The sequence below is a fragment of the Vibrio sp. AIC-3 genome, assembly GCF_013114515.1.
GTDB lineage: Bacteria > Pseudomonadota > Gammaproteobacteria > Enterobacterales > Vibrionaceae > Vibrio > Vibrio crassostreae_C.
Window position 1 is genome coordinate 1 of sequence record NZ_VTXG01000035.1, and the last position, 16,094, is coordinate 16,094.

General features: G+C 43.0%; 17 protein-coding genes and 1 pseudogene. 14 read left to right on the top strand and 4 right to left on the bottom strand.

The window, feature by feature from the left end; all coding sequences use genetic code 11:
• Positions 1 to 132 precede the first annotated feature (132 nt).
• The 5 genes and pseudogenes from F0229_RS18975 (at position 133) to F0229_RS18995 (ending at position 4,603) form a co-directional block, all read left to right on the top strand.
• Complete coding sequence (locus F0229_RS18975) at positions 133 to 1,977, top strand: thioredoxin family protein (protein ID WP_253821009.1); 1,845 nt, start codon at positions 133 to 135, stop codon at positions 1,975 to 1,977.
• Positions 1,974 to 2,480 carry a protein disulfide oxidoreductase gene (locus tag F0229_RS18980; protein WP_016787633.1) on the top strand — a complete coding sequence of 169 codons (507 nt, stop codon included), beginning with the start codon at positions 1,974 to 1,976 and terminating at the stop codon, positions 2,478 to 2,480. The genes F0229_RS18975 and F0229_RS18980 overlap by 4 nt, the downstream gene beginning before the upstream one ends.
• Before the next feature lie 16 nt (positions 2,481 to 2,496).
• Positions 2,497 to 3,108: a thioredoxin domain-containing protein gene (locus F0229_RS18985; protein ID WP_253821010.1), complete on the top strand. Its 612-nt coding sequence runs from the start codon at positions 2,497 to 2,499 to the stop codon at positions 3,106 to 3,108.
• Between the two features lie 229 nt (positions 3,109 to 3,337).
• A pseudogene (locus F0229_RS18990) lies at positions 3,338 to 3,658 on the top strand (tol-pal system YbgF family protein); the annotation flags it as partial.
• 18 nt (positions 3,659 to 3,676) lie between these two features.
• Positions 3,677 to 4,603, top strand: coding sequence for a PhzF family phenazine biosynthesis isomerase (locus F0229_RS18995; RefSeq protein WP_171733465.1), 927 nt, complete (start codon positions 3,677 to 3,679; stop codon positions 4,601 to 4,603).
• Positions 4,604 to 5,082: 479 nt separating this feature from the next.
• Here F0229_RS18995 and F0229_RS19000 read toward each other — a convergent pair whose 3' ends face one another.
• Complete coding sequence (locus tag F0229_RS19000) at positions 5,083 to 5,844, bottom strand: transporter substrate-binding domain-containing protein (protein WP_004736414.1); 762 nt, start codon at positions 5,842 to 5,844, stop codon at positions 5,083 to 5,085.
• A gap of 253 nt (positions 5,845 to 6,097) precedes the next feature.
• Positions 6,098 to 6,730, bottom strand: a complete 633-nt coding sequence (locus F0229_RS19005; protein ID WP_102440900.1) for a LysE family translocator — start codon at positions 6,728 to 6,730, stop codon at positions 6,098 to 6,100.
• Between the two features lie 90 nt (positions 6,731 to 6,820).
• Here F0229_RS19005 and F0229_RS19010 point away from each other — a divergent pair, with 90 nt between their 5' ends.
• Positions 6,821 to 7,738 carry a LysR family transcriptional regulator gene (locus tag F0229_RS19010; protein WP_102440901.1) on the top strand — a complete coding sequence of 306 codons (918 nt, stop codon included), beginning with the start codon at positions 6,821 to 6,823 and terminating at the stop codon, positions 7,736 to 7,738.
• Positions 7,739 to 7,771: 33 nt separating this feature from the next.
• Here the strand turns inward: F0229_RS19010 and F0229_RS19015 are convergent, their stop codons facing one another.
• On the bottom strand, positions 7,772 to 8,110 hold the full coding sequence (locus F0229_RS19015; RefSeq protein ID WP_171733466.1) for a hypothetical protein: 339 nt from the start codon (positions 8,108 to 8,110) through the stop codon (positions 7,772 to 7,774).
• Positions 8,111 to 8,346: 236 nt separating this feature from the next.
• On the opposite strand from F0229_RS19015, the gene F0229_RS19020 reads away from it, so the two are divergent.
• The 5 genes from F0229_RS19020 to F0229_RS19040 all read left to right on the top strand — a co-directional run bounded on the left by F0229_RS19020 (position 8,347) and on the right by F0229_RS19040 (position 11,568).
• Positions 8,347 to 9,180, top strand: coding sequence for an AraC family transcriptional regulator (locus F0229_RS19020; RefSeq protein ID WP_050634771.1), 834 nt, complete (start codon positions 8,347 to 8,349; stop codon positions 9,178 to 9,180).
• Between the two features lie 104 nt (positions 9,181 to 9,284).
• Positions 9,285 to 10,013: an AzlC family ABC transporter permease gene (locus F0229_RS19025; protein WP_029235402.1), complete on the top strand. Its 729-nt coding sequence runs from the start codon at positions 9,285 to 9,287 to the stop codon at positions 10,011 to 10,013.
• Positions 10,014 to 10,015: 2 nt separating this feature from the next.
• Positions 10,016 to 10,345: an AzlD domain-containing protein gene (locus tag F0229_RS19030; RefSeq protein WP_029235401.1), complete on the top strand. Its 330-nt coding sequence runs from the start codon at positions 10,016 to 10,018 to the stop codon at positions 10,343 to 10,345.
• Positions 10,346 to 10,407: 62 nt separating this feature from the next.
• Positions 10,408 to 10,713 (top strand): NIPSNAP family protein, encoded by a 306-nt coding sequence (locus tag F0229_RS19035; RefSeq protein ID WP_017070270.1) that lies wholly within the window; start codon positions 10,408 to 10,410, stop codon positions 10,711 to 10,713.
• Positions 10,714 to 10,794: 81 nt separating this feature from the next.
• On the top strand, positions 10,795 to 11,568 hold the full coding sequence (locus F0229_RS19040) for a viroplasmin family protein (RefSeq protein ID WP_017070271.1): 774 nt from the start codon (positions 10,795 to 10,797) through the stop codon (positions 11,566 to 11,568).
• Positions 11,569 to 11,762: 194 nt separating this feature from the next.
• Here F0229_RS19040 and F0229_RS19045 read toward each other — a convergent pair whose 3' ends face one another.
• The gene (locus F0229_RS19045) at positions 11,763 to 12,911 is read right to left on the bottom strand and encodes a glycosyltransferase family 4 protein (RefSeq protein ID WP_171733467.1); all 1,149 of its coding nucleotides are present in this window, start codon (positions 12,909 to 12,911) and stop codon (positions 11,763 to 11,765) included.
• Between the two features lie 316 nt (positions 12,912 to 13,227).
• On the opposite strand from F0229_RS19045, the gene F0229_RS19050 reads away from it, so the two are divergent.
• From F0229_RS19050 to F0229_RS19060, 3 genes are all read left to right on the top strand, one after another.
• Complete coding sequence (locus tag F0229_RS19050; protein WP_017062218.1) at positions 13,228 to 14,154, top strand: glycosyltransferase; 927 nt, start codon at positions 13,228 to 13,230, stop codon at positions 14,152 to 14,154.
• A 16-nt stretch (positions 14,155 to 14,170) separates the two neighbouring features.
• Positions 14,171 to 15,607: a lipopolysaccharide biosynthesis protein gene (locus F0229_RS19055; RefSeq protein ID WP_017067059.1), complete on the top strand. Its 1,437-nt coding sequence runs from the start codon at positions 14,171 to 14,173 to the stop codon at positions 15,605 to 15,607.
• Between the two features lie 75 nt (positions 15,608 to 15,682).
• Entirely contained in the window at positions 15,683 to 16,000 is a 318-nt protein-coding gene (locus F0229_RS19060; RefSeq protein ID WP_017070274.1) for a hypothetical protein, read from the top strand.
• The last annotated feature ends 94 nt before the right edge of the window (positions 16,001 to 16,094 follow it).

The window sequence follows — 16,094 nt, forward strand, 5'->3', positions numbered from 1 at the left end:
TTCAATATAGCTTCTTTTCTTTCTACTGAGATACGAGACACAATTACTCTTTATCGCCCAAACTGGTTAAATTTTAACAGTGACATCTACCCTGCCAGATAGGGCCCTGGTGAAGGTGGGGTCGCGCCAAGTATGACTTGGGATGGGTCTAAAAACCTTAGTGATATTGTATGGCATTGGCCTCATCCAAAGAGATTTGAGCTTTTAGGTATTGAGACATTGGGCTATAAAGGCAACGTTATCTTTCCTATGACCCTACATGTAGACGATTTAGATTCACCGGTGGTATTAGATGCAAATCTGACACTATCATCATGCACGACAGTCTGTGTTTTGACCGACTATCCTTTTGAAATATCATTTATTCCCTCAGAGCTGAAGCTTTCTGAATCTGCTATGCATATTTACGCTCAAGGGATGAACTTAGTGCCCAAACCATCCCCTCTTATTAAAAATGTGAACGCTATCTGGGATGAACAAAATAGTAAGTTACAAGTCACTGTCGAGAATAGCATGGGTTGGACGGAGCCCGACATGTTAATAGATGGTACCACAGAAGAAGTCCGAGACTCGGCATTCACACAACCCGTTTTCGAGGTTGAAGGGAACAAACTGGTTGCGACTTTTGACGTCACCAACTGGATGGGGACACCTCAGCTTGATGAGCAAACGATAACCGTCACTTTAGATGACAATAACTTCATTGCTGAGCACGCCACTACAGTCAAATCTCAAATGATTATTGAAGATCGGGGCAATTTTAATATCGCTCAGATGATTCTATTCGCTTTGTTTGGTGGCTTCATTCTTAATATCATGCCATGTGTCCTACCCGTTTTAGGAATGAAATTGAGTAGTATTGTCTCGACTCAAGGTTTAGAGAAAAGACAGATACGCTTTCAGTTTTTGTCTTCTTCCTTAGGTATCCTGGTTTCATTTTGGTTGATTGCACTATTTCTAACCGTCCTAAAGCTATCAGGTAGCGCTATTGGATGGGGGATCCAATTCCAGAACGCTTGGTTTATTGGGTTAATGGTATTCATCACAGGCGTATTTGGGGCAAATATGCTGGGGTTATTTGAAATACGCTTGTCCTCTAACGCAAACACGTGGCTAGCAACAAAAGGGGATAACTCATATAAAGGACACTTTACTCAAGGTATGTTTGCGACATTGCTTGCCACGCCGTGTTCAGCTCCATTTTTAGGCACAGCTGTGGCGTTTGCTCTCGCGACAAGTATTCCAGTTATGTTTTTGATATTCACGGCATTGGCTTTGGGTATGGCATCACCATGGATAGTTGTGGCTCTATTCCCATCGGTTGCACTAAGACTGCCAAAGCCGGGTCAATGGATGAATAAAATCAAGTTGTTATTTGGCTTTATGATGCTGATAACCAGCGTTTGGTTGTTAAGTCTGTTATCTAACCACGTGCCAATGTTATGGGTATATGTAATTTCAATAGTAGCTTTGGCTCTATTAGTCATGCGTACATTGCGTGTGTATGGAAAAAAGGTTGCCACATGGACAGGAGGTGCTCTGATTATATTAGCTTCAGCAAGTCTGGTTGTAGGCAGCATAACTTCTAATAAATCGGCCACATTACTCCCTCCTGAGCCAAACTGGGAGCCACTTTCAACAACAGCAATTGAAAATCATATTGCTGACGGAAAAGTTGTTTTTGTCAATGTTACTGCCGATTGGTGTATTACTTGTAAAGCTAATAAGATTGGTGTGTTACTACAAGACCCAGTCTATGGAATGCTGCATCATTCAGATGTTGTTGCAATGGAGGGCGACTGGACAGTACCTAGCCAAAGTGTAACGAGCTACCTGCAAGAAAATGGACGATTTGGTGTCCCATTCAATATCGTTTATGGTCCTAAAGCCCCTAATGGAATACCTCTTCCCATTATTCTTACAGATGAATCTGTGATAAGTGCGATTGAGACAGCGAACGGAAATAATAAAGAGTGAAATATAAAAAATTAAGGCGTTGGCTTAAAGAGATTGGTCTTTTCGTTTTTATTGCTGTTGTCTTTTCGATCGGGGTGGATTTGTGGAGGCAACAGAGTATTCCTGTTGCTAATGCTCCCAACATTGTTGGCCAGTCGATTGATGGTAAAAGTGTCGATATATTTGAAATGAGTAAAGAAAAGCCTGTCATCGTTTACTTTTGGGCAACTTGGTGTCCAGTCTGTAAGTTTGTCAGCCCGACCATCAACTTGATAGATAAAATGGATTCTTATGAAGTTATTGGTGTGTCAATTAGCTCTGGACCTGATGACCGAATAGCGAAGTTTTTAGAAGCTCACCATTATGACTTTTCGAATTTGAATGATTCACGAGGATTGAATGCGAGAGCTTGGGGGATTTTAGTTACTCCGACGATCGCAGTTGTTAAAGATGGTCAAATTCAATTCGTTACCACTGGTTTCACGACTCCTATTGGTCTCTTGGCTAGGATTTGGTTTGTATAATAATTGAGAAAATGAGATGAAGATTGGTTATAAAATATTGATTGCAAGTGTATTCGTTTCACCGCTTGCGTTAGCAACGACACATGATGATAAAATTGAAGACATTACTAAGATACTTCAAGAAAATCCTTTGATTATAGATAACCTCCATGAAAGCTTACACTTGTATGTGAATCAACAAAAAGCTTTCGAGGGTACAATCGCTGAAAATTACGACTATATGTACAATAACTCTAATCACACAAGCTTTGGTTCTAGTAATGCGAAAACTACGATCATTAATTTTACAGATTACAGTTGTCCTTGGTGCAAGAAATTAGATAGTGTGTTAGATCAACTTGTAGATAAATATTCCAATGATATTAAAGTTGTGAATGTTTACGTGCCTATTAAAGAGATGTCAAGCCATTCCAATTCAGCGAGTTTTGCCTTAAATGTGTGGGAGAACCATCCAGAAAAGTTTGCTGAAACTCATGCGTTGCTTATTAAAAAACCAGGAATACATGATCATCGTTCTATTGAACGAATTGCTAAAAGACTAGGTCTTGAGAACCATATCAAATCAGATGCTTTGACCGATGAGATGCTTGCAAAAAACTACCAGATATTTAACCAGTTAGGCATGTGAGGAACGCCCGGAATGTTGTTAAATGGTCAAATAATTCCCGGATATGTACCACTTGATAAGCTGGAAGCATTGGTGAAAGACTCCGCTGAGTAATTCGGATAGAAAGCTAAACCACCTCAAATTGAGTTATGTAGTGGCGTAGTTAATTTGGCCAATCTTCTTAGCAACAAAGATATCATACCTCCATATTGGATGATCTTATGATAATCAAAGACTTGAGTCAGAAGCAGTTCGGCATTATAACTCCGCACTAACTGGTGACCTCGGTGAGAAAGACCATTTTGAGGCTCTATTTAGCCTGGCTAGCACGCTGAGAAGCCTCGGGAAATATCATGAAGCAGCCGTTTGGTTTGAAAAAGCATGCACTCTTTTCCCCAATACAAAGGAGGCGATGCCATTTTATGCAATGTGTTTGTATAACCTTGGAGAGGATAAAAACGCGGTCGAGAGGTTATTAAACCTCCTGATTGACACAACAAGCTCAGAGGAGATTTTAACGTACAAACGAGCTATCAGGCTTTACGCGCAAGACTTAGATCGAACTTGGTAATTTTAAGGAAATGAAGCTGTGACTATTGATACGACACTCGCCATTGAACATGACATAAACGTCTATCTTGTTAATTCATTTACTAAAGGCGGATTAGGCGGAAATCCTGCTGGAGTTGTTATAGGCCCACCTTCCCTTAGTACAGAACAAAAAACATACATCGCGCGACAGGTTGGCTTTTCTGAAACGGCCTTTGTGTACACCAATAAAGAAACAGATTTCAAGGTGGAATTTTTTACTGCTGAAGGGGAAGTGGACTTTTGTGGTCATGCCACTTTGGCTGCATTTTTCGTATTGGCTTCGCAGGGGTTCATTGAGCAAGGTTGTTACACACAACAAACAAAAGCAGGTATTCTTCATGTAGCCGTCGATGATAGCTCTATTGTAATGGATCAAACCAAACCTCTGTTTCGTCGCGCCCCTCATGTTAAAGACATCGCTTATGCTATTGGCATATCCAGTGACGTGATTACGAGTACGGGATTGCCTATTGAAATCATCTCGACAGGTTTACCCGATATCATTGTCCCTGTGCAGACTGGACATTTAGATATCCTAAAGCCTAACTTTGCTGCGATATCGAAGCTAAGCCAAGAGTTCAATACTATCGGTTTCCACGTATTTGAACTTAGCAACGATAAGGCAACGATTGCCCATTGCCGAAATTTCGCACCTTTATATGGTATCAATGAAGAATCAGCGACAGGCAGTGCGAGTGGGGCTTTAGGTTGTTATCTTATTAAGCATGGCATCACTGATAGCTTAACGTTCGCTTTAGAGCAAGGACGCTCAATGGGGGCCTTATCTTTGATTCAAGTTACCATTGATTCTAAACAAGGTATCATTCGCCGGGTTAGAGTCGGAGGTCAAGCGTCCTTGGAAGGAATGAAGGAAGTGCCGATAAGTTTATCTCACATTGAAAACCTACGACTTTGCAAGGTTTAGAATCGTTATTTTTCGGTATGTCCTATGCCATCAAAAGCGTAAGAGTTACGTAACTCTTAATGGTTTTTGATGGCGCAGTTCATTCCCTAAATCAGGGCGGTGAACATCCTTGATATGAGGATTCATTAGTTTAAGTATCAAATTTTAATCTGATACTGACAAGTTAGAGTGGAGGTTCTAACTCGGAAATGTCCAAAAGTTTGTTACACACATGTCGCTAGAGGATTAATTGGAGCGTGGTAATTTTACTACGTTGAATTTTAGTCGTTGTTCAAATTTGCAGACTTTCGATGCAATGTTATGCGAACTTATGCTGCAAATATCATCTTAAGTAATTGATTGTCTGTTTGAGCTATGCAGAGTTATGTTGCAAGCATCACCTTAAAAAAGCCGCTCTTTATGAGCGGCTTTTTGCTATCTGAAACTTTCAAAAAGTGAACAACAGTTCGTGATTGGTGGTGTTCACTCTGTACATCAGCCTACTCGTAAATGCTGTATGAAAAGTATTTACTTGCGATTTTTTGATGTTGACCATTGTCGATCAGTCTTTGTATTCCACTATCGATAAGATCTTTTAATTCGTCATCTTGTTTTCTAACAGCGACTCCAATACCACGACCAAACCACTTCTCTTCTGTAAATTTAGGGCCTGTAAAGTGATAGTCCTTACCCTGATCCGTTTCAAGAAAGCCTGCGTTGAGCCCCATTGAACCACCAAACACGCTATCTAAGCGGCCGTTGAGTAAATCGGTAAAGGCTTCATCGAATGAGCCGTAACGTTTGATATCTACATCTGGATAGATCTCAGAAAGGTACTTGTCACCAATAGTTGCTCGTTGAACCCCAATTGTTAGTTCATTTAAGCTGCCGTCATCCATATTGATTTCACGCCCCTTTTCCATGACAAAACGAGTGGGAACTTTAGCGTAAGGCATAGTGAAATTAACTTTCTTTTCACGTTCTTCGGTAATGGTCATAGCCGCTATAATTGCATCGTTTTTACGGCTTAAAAGTGATGGGATAATACCGTCCCAATCAGTCTTTGAGATGATACATTTTACTTCTAATTCGATACACAAGGCGTTGGCTAAATCGACTTCAAACCCCTCTAATTCACCATCTTGCGTTGTCCAACTGAACGGTGGGTAGGCCCCTTCAACAGTAAAGCGAATTTGTTTCCAATCTTTTGCGTATGTGAACACAGAGAAAACACTGACGAATGCAACAAGTATCCATTTCATTGGTTATTTCCTTATAGTAATAATGGATATGGATAATTAACCAATTGTTAACATTTATCAATGCAAATGCATATTGATGTGAGCAAAGGCATGCAGATCAATTAGTTTGCTCCAGTTTTATTGCCAGAAGTACTGCTAGCGTATTTAAGGACGTTAACAATACTTATCCGATTAATCCGCAGGTAGCGTTACAGTAGACGATTTTTCCCCTCGAATGAAACTCAATTTATTGTTTTTTCCTTTACTGGCTCGACTATAGGTTGGAGCTGTGACTTGTTACTGCGAGTACGATGGCTGCAGTTAAAAGCGCTGAGCCACCGATTTTATTCAGGTACGTTGGGTGATCTTGCATAAACCCAAGAAGCTTCTTGGCAGAGGTGGCGTAAATCATCACCCACGTAAAATCCAACACTGCCATTGTGGGGCACATCACCAACATTTGTGATAACAGGGGCTTGGTTGGGTCTATGAACTGGGGGAAGAATGCAGTGAAAAAGACAATCGCTTTGGGGTTACCCGCTGCAACGAAGAAACCACTTAAATAGAGTCTGTGGCCTGAAATCGCGGTGGATGAATTGGTGGTTATTTGTACATCACACTCAGGTTTATCACGCAACATCTTGATACCCATATACAGCAATGTTGTGACCCCAAGCCACTTGATAACGGTGAACGCCAGCTCAGACGTTGACATTATGACGCCAAGTCCAACAGCAACAATGATCATCTGTATGAAGTTTGCTGAGATATCGCCTAGTGCCGTAAAAACAGCTTTATTGACGCCATATTTCATTGAATGAATGACGCCCAACAAAATGCTGGGACCTGGCGTCATGGTTAAGATAAGTGAAGCGAGGCAGAAGGTTAGCCATGTTTCTATAGTCATTTGTTTTCTCCGGGTGACTGGTATCTATTTTTCGGAAAAAGTAGTCTGCTAGCATAGAGATAGATATCAAAATAACCTGAGGTTATATAAATGGTTGAAGACTTGGAAAGCATCCCATCATTAGTTCCCAAATTACTTCTGCAGCTACTAGCACTCGGAAGTATCACTGATGCCGCTCTGGTATTAGGAGTCAGCCAACCCGCTGCGAGCAAGGCTCTTCGACGAGCTGAAGATGTGTTAGGTTTCGCTTTAGTCCGAAGAGACAGTCGCCCCTTATTGTTAACAGAGGAAGGGAGGTTGATTGCTGAGTTCGCTAAAAAGCAGGAATTGCAGGGAGAGGTGTTATTGAGACAGCTTCGACTTATTCAAAAAGATGGCGCTGGACAGGTGAAAGTGGCTTCTTTTGGCGCATCCGCTTCCACACATATTTTACCCAGCCTAATTCATGCGATCAGCCAACACTTACCTCAAGTTAAAATTGAAATAAGCGAGTTTACTGACGAAGGAGCATTATTAGCATTGCGAGAGGGGCGCGTAGATTTTGCAATCGCGGTTGATAAAGAGTATTTGGATCTAGATATCATCCCAGTCTTTACTGACCGTATGGTGGCTTTAGTTCATGAAGATGACCCTTTATCCCAGTTGCCAGTTTTGTCGGCTGTGGATATCGAAGATCGAGATTTTATACTGAGTAAAGGGGGCAGCGAGGCGCTCATTAGAGAATGGTTTAAGCTATCAAAATCTCGCCTTAAAGAAAAACACACCATTGTTCAATTGACCTCGATACTTGCTTTGATTAGAGCGGGCTTAGGTGTTTCTATTGTTGCAGAGCTTGCCGTTCCAGAATCTCATCCCAGCGTAAATGTTATCCCTCTTGCGCCCGAGTACCCTCGTAATATTTGTGTAGCGAAAAGAAGCGGTTGTTTTTCTTCGAACGCAGCCAGGTTAACTTGGGACTTTTTGAGTAAAAATAGGTCACACAGTTACCTAAGCAAGCGAGGTCATTAAGTGCGAACAGACGTTTAGCTGTCATTGCCTCATTTAATTCGCAGGCAGCACAACGGCAGACGCTTCTTCCTCCGAATCTTCTTTGTCTTCTACTTGGTCAGCAACCCAATCGATTGTCTTGGTTAAATAAAGCTTATTAGTTTCGGTGTCACACCAACTTTTTGATAACCCTCTTCGATTGAATTCACTGCCAATTGCTGCGAGTGTCTGGTTGCTTGAGCGCCCGTAATACAAGGTGTCGCACAGTTGCAGGTCCGACATCGATTGAGGATATGTATTGACCGACGAGGAGTTCATGCTCAGTGCTTTTGATTGGTTATGAGTGCACCCTGTTAGGCTCAGGAAAAAGAAAAGGATTAGCGTGTTTTTCATGGTGTATCAGGTCTATTGCCGATGATTTGCAGACAGTATTGGCGTGTATGATTAAATTATTGTCAATTTTTTGCCAACTAGTTATAGACCAAGACTTTCCTCCCAGTTAGAAAGCGTTATTAAGCCAACGACAAAAACAGTATTAACAAACAAAAGCGCAATTTTGTACAAAAGCTGAAAGAGACAATAGAGTAGACTGATAAGTCGCTCGATAATTAACAGGCTTAGGAATTGTTATGGAGAACAAGAAACGCTCTAAAGAAAAGGCCGAATATAAGATAACCGAAGAGCTCGGCGGCCTTGAAATTCTTAATGCTGAATACGAAAAGCAGAACTTCTCGCGCCACAGCCACGAGGGCTATACGCTGGGAGTCATCGAGCAGGGCGCTCAGCGTTTCTATCGAACGGGCGGACATCATATTGCGCCACAAAATGCGATTATTCTGGTCAACGCCGACGAAGTCCATAGCGGTCACTCTGCCACTGAAGGCGGTTGGGCGTATCGAGCCATGTATCCACTCCCAGATCAACTTGCCAAGATCACTCAAGAGCTAAACCTACCCAATTACGGGGCGCCTTACTTCCCAAGAGCGGTTGTTGAAGATCCTGAACTCGCCAATCAATTGAGATTAGTCTTTAACACGATTGATGAATCTGACAATCGCTTGTTAAGAGAGACCTTGATGTACGGGATGTTGGTTAAACTGATTAGCCGACACGGAAAATCGCCGCTTAACCCCCAACTCGATGGGAAAACTCAGCGCCAACTTGTCTTAGTGAAAGAGTTCTTAGATGACTTTCCACAAGCCGATGTGTCCCTAGAAGAGCTATCTAAGTTAGCGGCATTGAGTCCGTTTCACTTAGTACGTTCTTTTCAAAAAGAGTTTGGTCTTCCGCCACATGCGTATCAGATCCAATCTCGGCTAAGGCTTTCTCGTAAGCTATTGAAGCAAGGGCATACCATTTCAGATACCGCGCAAGAGTGTGGCTTTCACGACCAAAGCCATTTTCATCGACACTTCAAAAAGGCCAATGGCTACACGCCGGGGCAATACATTAAAATGCTCTAAATCGGACACCTTAATTGGTTCGCGAAATCGAGCAAGTTTGTGCAATCGAACCGACTCCACTCTTCTTACATTGAATAGCGAATGTAAAGAGAGAAAAGAATGATATGGATAGTGAAACAATGGATAGACGAACACAGTTATGGAAAGGCGTTTTAGCGGGAATGCCTTTGAGTATTGCGGTAATCCCTTGGGGAATTCTAGCCGGTTCATATGCGATAGATGCCGGATTGAATCAACTTCAAGCGCAAGCGATGTCGGCTATTTTGTTTGCTGGCTCAGCACAACTTGTTGCTGCAGGTATGTTTAAAGCGGGTATTGGTTTAGGCACTATGTTGTTGACCACACTGTTCATCACCTCAAGGCACTTTCTGTATAGCGTATCGATGCGTGACAAAATCAGCCATCTTCCTGCGCGTTGGCGTCTATTACTCGGTTTTTGGCTCACCGACGAGCTGTTCGCGATTTGTAGTGGGCAGTCTCAGAAAGAATTTAATCGCTGGTATGCTGCGGGTGTAGGCGGCGGTTTTTATCTCGTTTGGAATATTGCGAGCTTTGTCGGCATTGTCGCGGGAAGCCAAATTCCTTCGCTTAATGAGATTGGGCTCGACTTCGCGGTCGCAGCAACCTTTATCGCTTTGGTGTTCCCATTAATCCGAACTCTACCCGTCGTGGTGTGTGTTGTGGTTTCATTGGTCACTTCGGTTGCCATGTCGGTTAACAATATTGAGGGCGGGCTAATGATTGCAGCGATTGCAGGTATGTTAGCGGGCTTTTTGAGTGAATCGTTCCAAGAGCGAAACAACGGTAACAAGACAATCGTGGAGGGGAAATAGAGATGATTTGGTTAACGATATTCCTCATGACTGCGATTGTTTTCTTTAGTCGGTATCTGTTTCTTGAGCCTGCAATCCCGCTTCGACTCAATCAAACCGCAAGGCGCCTATTGCGCTATTCAAGCCCAGCGGTGCTGACTGCGATTTGGGGGCCAATTGTATTTGCTCCTGAACAAACATTTTGGCCAAGCCTTGAAAACCCATACTTGATAGGCGCGGTGGTGACTGGCTTATTGATTTGGAAAACAGGCAATGTGCTACTAACGATCGGCGTTAGCATGGCGGTGTTTTTGTTCTATAACCTTGTCGCGGTTGATTACCTTTTCTCGTGAGCTTCAACTTCAATGTCAACTTAGGCTTTGTGTTTCTCCTATTATTTAAGGGCTGTATAAATATGATTACTTGTTATGTTCGATATGTGATTGATCCTAAAAAGGTAAATGAGTTTGAGGCATACGCAAAAATGTGGATTCCTCTGGTCGCTAAATTCGGGGGCCAACACAATGGTTATTTCTTACCGTCGGAAGGGGCGAACAATATTGCCTTGGCGCTGTTTACCTTTGAAAGTTTGGCTGCCTATGAAGAGTATCGGATTAAATCGTTGAACGATGCTGAGTGTATTAAAGCGTTTGAATTTGCAGACGAAGTTGATTGCATCGTGAGTTATGAACGCAGCTTTTTTAGACCTGTTTTAGAGTGATAGACCTTGCAACGTATAGCGTGGTGGCATCTAATGTACTGATTCACTGTTTGTGTGTTTAGGTTTTGGTAAGGAGTTAGTTTGGCTAAGAAATATTATGTGGTTTGGAAAGGTCGCACACCGGGTATTTTTACCACTTGGAACGAGTGTAAATCCCAAGTCGATGGTTTCGCTGGTGCGAGATATAAATCGTTTCCAACACTAGACGAGGCTGAGTCTGCTTTCGGTGGTAAAACGTCGTCTGCGTCAGGTTCTACTGCGACAAAGCCAAGCTCTGCGGGTAAGTCGACGAAAGCTAAGGTGCCGCCTCTTTCGGAGCAGCAAATCACAGATATGCCTTTTGATATCAAGATCTTTACCGATGGTGCGTGTGAACCAAACCCTGGTGAAGCAGGGACGGGGTTAGCGGTATACCAAAACAACCAATTAACCGAATTGTGGTATGGCTTGTATCAACCTGTTGGTACCAATAATACCGCTGAGTTGCATGGCCTTAAACAGGCGTTTTTGCTCGCAAAAGAGAAGCTAAACGCGGGTCTGTCTGTAGCGATCTATTGTGACTCTAAGTACTCGATAGATTGTATTACTAAGTGGGCAACGGGTTGGGAGAAAAAGGGCTGGACTAAGTCGGGCGGCGAGATCAAAAACCTCGATATTATTAAGCCGGCGTATGCGCTCTACCAAGAGCTGGCTTCAAAAATTACCATCTACCATGTGAACGGACACGTTGGTATTGAAGGTAACGAATTGGCCGATAGAATGTCGATTGTGGCTATTTCATCGAAAGAGCAACAACTCGCTCAATATCGTGACATCGACGATATTGAGTCTATTTTGGCACTGCGAGCAGGCTAGTTAGGCTTCTTAATGAAAAGCTACTGAAAGTCACTGAAAGCATAAGTCGCCATCATTAGGCAGTGCTAGACGAGCGTTACATTTCAAATGGATGTAGCGCTCTTTTGTTTTTGTGGTGCTCCGTTTTCTTATGGTGCTTAGTCGTTCTTGTGAGGCGTAGCAGTCCTTGTGATGCTTACTGCCTGAGTTAATCCTTATTGAGCTGGGTTCTCTATCCAACGAGATAATTGCTGAGCTTGTTTGATCGAATTAAAACTGTCTTTCACTCTCTCACGTGCCTTTAAACTCATCGATGTTTTATCGTTACTGCTCAGCTGCGCGAAACGCTCAATCGCTTCTCTTAATTCTTCCACATTCTTTTCGCCAACCACAAAACCTGTCTCTTGTGAGACGATCTCTTTGCATCCCATGATGTTGGTGGTAATAACTGGCGTTCCTACGGCCATCGCTTCTTTTAAAACCAGTGGTCCTGTATCCACACTCCCGGTTTCGGAAAAACAGAAGGGCGCGATTAGGCTGTCATAATTCGATAGTTTCTCTTTCACCCATTCATGAGGCTTAGCGCCAAGAAAGGTCACGTTTCGAGTGAGCCCTTGCTCTTTGACCTGTAACTTTAACTGTTGCTCTAAATCGCCAGTACCGACGATATCGAGATGAATATCGAGAGGTTCGGCAATCGGCGCCAATGCATCAATAAGATGGTGGATACCTTTTTGCTCCACTAATCGGCCAAGGAAAACAAAGCGAAGTTGCTTCGTTTCGATTTTTGGGTTGAGTTGGAATTGTTTGGTATTAACTCCGCAATGCAGGAGCTTAATGTTTCCTTTCGCCATGGTATTGAAGTCAGCAAGCATGTCTTTACACACTGTAACCACAAAATCACTCGATGAGATTTTATGTTCAATGTCATAAGCGAACTCGTAAACATCATGACCATGAGCAACGAACGAACAGGTGATATTCAGCAGCTTTGCCGCGACGATGGCGTGAGCTGTGGTGTGCTGACAGAAATGCGCATGTACGTGTTCGACGTCGTTTTCCGCGAGTTGCAGCGCTAATTTAAACCCATAAGCGAACAGTGACTTTTTGGGCATACTGGTTTGCTTAGAAATAAATGAGACAGCCTTGATGAAACCTATCCAGTTAATGCTGGCGACTTTACCCTTCCGAACATTTTTACCTATTTCGACAATGTCGTAGTCGAACTGTTTTTCACTGTTTTCAATTTTGAACGTCATTACACAAACATCGTGCCCACACGCTTTCACAGAGTCGACTTCTGTTTGAATGAAGGTCTCACTGAGTACTGGGTAGGTTGGCGCCACAAATGCTACTTTCTTCATTCCTTACTCCTCAAATCCATATGACTAAAGCTATCAAGCCAAGGTAATAACCAATAAAGCAAGATACGAACCAAGATCGAATCGTAGCTTTGGAGGGCTTTCTGATTGCTTTTCGAAGGTTACCCCTTAAGAGGTAGCTCGTTTTCTCAAATTGATAATCAAATTGGAGTTGCAGTTTTTTTGAACATCTGTGTTTGGTCGTCATTTTGAGAATGGACGCGTAGGTGGCTGATCTAGATGTGATTTCATAGCAAGACACTCTCGGCATAGAACATGCAACGTCAGCCATATAACGTATAAATCTGAGGGCGTCATTATGGCTAAAGTAAGTGTTGTTATTCCTACCTACAATTGTTTGGATTACCTGCCGAAAGCGATTGGCAGTGTACTAAAGCAGACTCATCAAGATGTTGAGCTGATTGTCATTGACGATAACAGTAACGATGGAACGTCGACGTATCTTGCTTCTATAGACGATGAACGCATTATTACGTTGTCCACATTGGGTGTTGGTGCGCCTCAAGCGAGAAACCTAGGGATTGAAAAGGCGACCGGTGAATACATCGCTTTTTTAGATGCAGACGATTTCTGGTTTCCTGAAAAAATTGAGCGCCAACTCGAATTTCATCAACGTTACCCTGATCTCGCGATGAGCTTTACTAACTACGAACACCTGACTGAAGATTACCAAGTGATCGTGGATTGCTTTAGTTACTGGTCGCAATTTCAAGATCAAGACGAGCTGTTCATCAACATCGAGAACCCGCTGGAGTTCATCATTGAAAACAACGTGATTGGAACTTCAACGGTCATGGTGAAAGCGGATGTGTTTTCTCAAACAGACAGTTTCAATGCTGACATCAAGTATGGGGAAGATTGGGAACTGTGGCTTCGAATGAGTGAAAACCATCAGATCGGTGTGTTGAACTCGGTGCAGGTTGGCTACTTGATGAGAGCGAGCTCTGTTACCCAAACTGAAAGTCTTAAATTGAGAAATTTGCAGTCTATAGAGACTATTCTTCAACATTACCAAAATGACAGTCAACGATGGAATCTACCCACTTCTAGCTTCAAAATCGCAAAGGCGAGAATACTGGAAGGTTATGCTGACTATTATCGAGGTTTACAACAGAATAGACAGGCTATTGCCTACAGTTTCCGTTCTTTGGTCATGTCACCTCAAAAACGCACATTGCGACACCTAATTGGAGACTGTAAAAGTTTCCTAAAGCCAGCTTGGTAAGGAAAAGGTGACGACTATGGGTTCTTTAAAGCAGTCGGCTTACTACGCCATCGGTATATTAATGATGAAAGGGATTTCATTGGTGATGATCCCGTACATTACGCACAATATGACGTTGGCAGAGTATGGTTCCTTAGAAGCCATTGTCTTGCTGGCAGACATTGGGACGATATTGTTCAGCTTCGGTATTGTCGATGCCATGTATCGTTATGTGGGTGTCGCCGAAGGTGATGAAAAGCAAAAGCTCGTCTCGAACTGCTTCACATTGAGCGTGCTGGTGTGCGTGCTTGGGGGCGCCTTGATTGCCCTCAGTATGCCGTTGTTAATCTTAATGTTGCCAGTTGAATTCCAGCCTTACCAGATACTGCTTCTGCTTATTCCTACCATGCTCGATGGGGCGATTTCTATCCCGCTAACGCTGATGCGTATGAACGCGATGGCGAAACGTTTTTGCATGCTCAATGTGTTGAAAGCCGGTGTTCAAGCCATCATGACTTTTGTTTTGCTTGAGGCTGGATACGGTATAGATGGCGTGTTGATTTCAGCTGCGGTATCCAGTGTGTTGCTAATGGTTTGTTTAGTGCGTTATCAATGGCAAGAGATGGGATCTTTTGGTTGCTTCAAATACTCGGCGAAGATCTTAAAATTCGGACTGCCCGTTCTGGTTGGCGGTGCATCAATGTATATGATCATGGGGCTCGACCGCTGGGTAATGGCAAGCTTCGTCGGTGTCGAAGAACTCGCGATTTATGCGGTTAGCGGAAAGTTCGCGTTGATTCTTGGTCTGTTGTTGCAGCCTTACGCGCTTTGGTGGTTTCCAAACCGTGTGGCGATGCTTCAACAGCCGGGTGGCAGTAAGATGTGTGCCGATAGGGCGTTAGTCGGAGTGAACCTCGCCATTGTTTTAGGTTCGTTGATGATTCTAACGGTACCCGGATTTATTTCTCTCATTTTACCGAGCAGTTATCATTACGCGGGGGCCATTGTTGTTGCGCTGCTTGCGATTAGCGTTATCAAAAATGCAGGTGATTATCTTAACCTTGGTTGTTTTAGTGGCGATTCGAGTCAATCTCAAATGTGGATTCAAGGTGGATGTGCGGTCTTGGCGGCCATTGGTTATTTCACAGTGACGCCTATTTATGGCGTGTGGGGTGTTGTCGCGGTTCTTTGTGCAACTTATGTTGTGCGGCTCATGCTTCTGTATGTTGTAAGCCAAGCGATGGAACAATTACCTTATGAACACAGCAAGTGGGTAACCGCAGTTAGCATCGCATTAGTAGCGATAGCGAGTGATCAACTTCTGGGATTGGTGTTGGTTGATGTCCATGACTTTATTCTTGGATCGGCTGTTGGTGTAATCGCGCTGGTGGCCTTTGTTAAATACTCAGTGATCGTTGTCCCGCAAGCTCTGCTCGACAAGTTGATGCTGGGTAAGCAGTCTCACGCAAATTAAAATAAAACACTGTTCATAATGTGTGAGATTCGATAGTATTTATAAATTCAATGAATGCCATCAATGGAAAGATACATGAACAAGTGGATTGTGCTCTCAGCTCTATTCTCAACCTTATCGTACGCTTCGTCTGAATTGTCTAACCACGACGTACTCACTCAGCACTTTGACGTTCCTGAAGCTATCTCCTTAGAAAATCAAAACAGGGTATGTAATAGCCTTGTTTGTAGTTCGGTGTCTGCGCCAAAATCTGTTCCTGCTGTTGGCGACTTCCCAGAGCGAGAATCAAACCCAACGATAGATACAATTGCGAGCGCTATCTATTTCGTCGGTGAGATTGGTGTCGCCGAAAATCTAGCGACACCCGAGTACGAACAGTTTTTTGAGAACTGATTGAAAATTTACTGTATAGATTTGGTGCTTATTTTTTATGCAGTTACAAAAGATATGAAATGCTGTTATAAACGATAAGACCTTGTTTAAGGAT

What these genes read in the sequence shown, in the direction of transcription:
- F0229_RS18975 (WP_253821009.1), top strand. Translation starts at nt 133, where the DNA reads ATGACTTGGGATGGGTCTAAAAACCTTAGTGATATTGTATGGCATTGG.
- F0229_RS18985 (WP_253821010.1), top strand. Translation starts at nt 2,497, where the DNA reads ATGAAGATTGGTTATAAAATATTGATTGCAAGTGTATTCGTTTCACCG.
- F0229_RS19000 (WP_004736414.1), bottom strand. Translation starts at nt 5,844, where the DNA reads ATGAAATGGATACTTGTTGCATTCGTCAGTGTTTTCTCTGTGTTCACA.
- F0229_RS19005 (WP_102440900.1), bottom strand. Translation starts at nt 6,730, where the DNA reads ATGACTATAGAAACATGGCTAACCTTCTGCCTCGCTTCACTTATCTTA.
- F0229_RS19010 (WP_102440901.1), top strand. Translation starts at nt 6,821, where the DNA reads ATGGTTGAAGACTTGGAAAGCATCCCATCATTAGTTCCCAAATTACTT.
- F0229_RS19015 (WP_171733466.1), bottom strand. Translation starts at nt 8,110, where the DNA reads ATGAAAAACACGCTAATCCTTTTCTTTTTCCTGAGCCTAACAGGGTGC.
- F0229_RS19020 (WP_050634771.1), top strand. Translation starts at nt 8,347, where the DNA reads ATGGAGAACAAGAAACGCTCTAAAGAAAAGGCCGAATATAAGATAACC.
- F0229_RS19025 (WP_029235402.1), top strand. Translation starts at nt 9,285, where the DNA reads ATGGATAGTGAAACAATGGATAGACGAACACAGTTATGGAAAGGCGTT.
- F0229_RS19030 (WP_029235401.1), top strand. Translation starts at nt 10,016, where the DNA reads ATGATTTGGTTAACGATATTCCTCATGACTGCGATTGTTTTCTTTAGT.
- F0229_RS19035 (WP_017070270.1), top strand. Translation starts at nt 10,408, where the DNA reads ATGATTACTTGTTATGTTCGATATGTGATTGATCCTAAAAAGGTAAAT.
- F0229_RS19045 (WP_171733467.1), bottom strand. Translation starts at nt 12,911, where the DNA reads ATGAAGAAAGTAGCATTTGTGGCGCCAACCTACCCAGTACTCAGTGAG.
- F0229_RS19050 (WP_017062218.1), top strand. Translation starts at nt 13,228, where the DNA reads ATGGCTAAAGTAAGTGTTGTTATTCCTACCTACAATTGTTTGGATTAC.
- F0229_RS19055 (WP_017067059.1), top strand. Translation starts at nt 14,171, where the DNA reads ATGGGTTCTTTAAAGCAGTCGGCTTACTACGCCATCGGTATATTAATG.
- F0229_RS19060 (WP_017070274.1), top strand. Translation starts at nt 15,683, where the DNA reads ATGAACAAGTGGATTGTGCTCTCAGCTCTATTCTCAACCTTATCGTAC.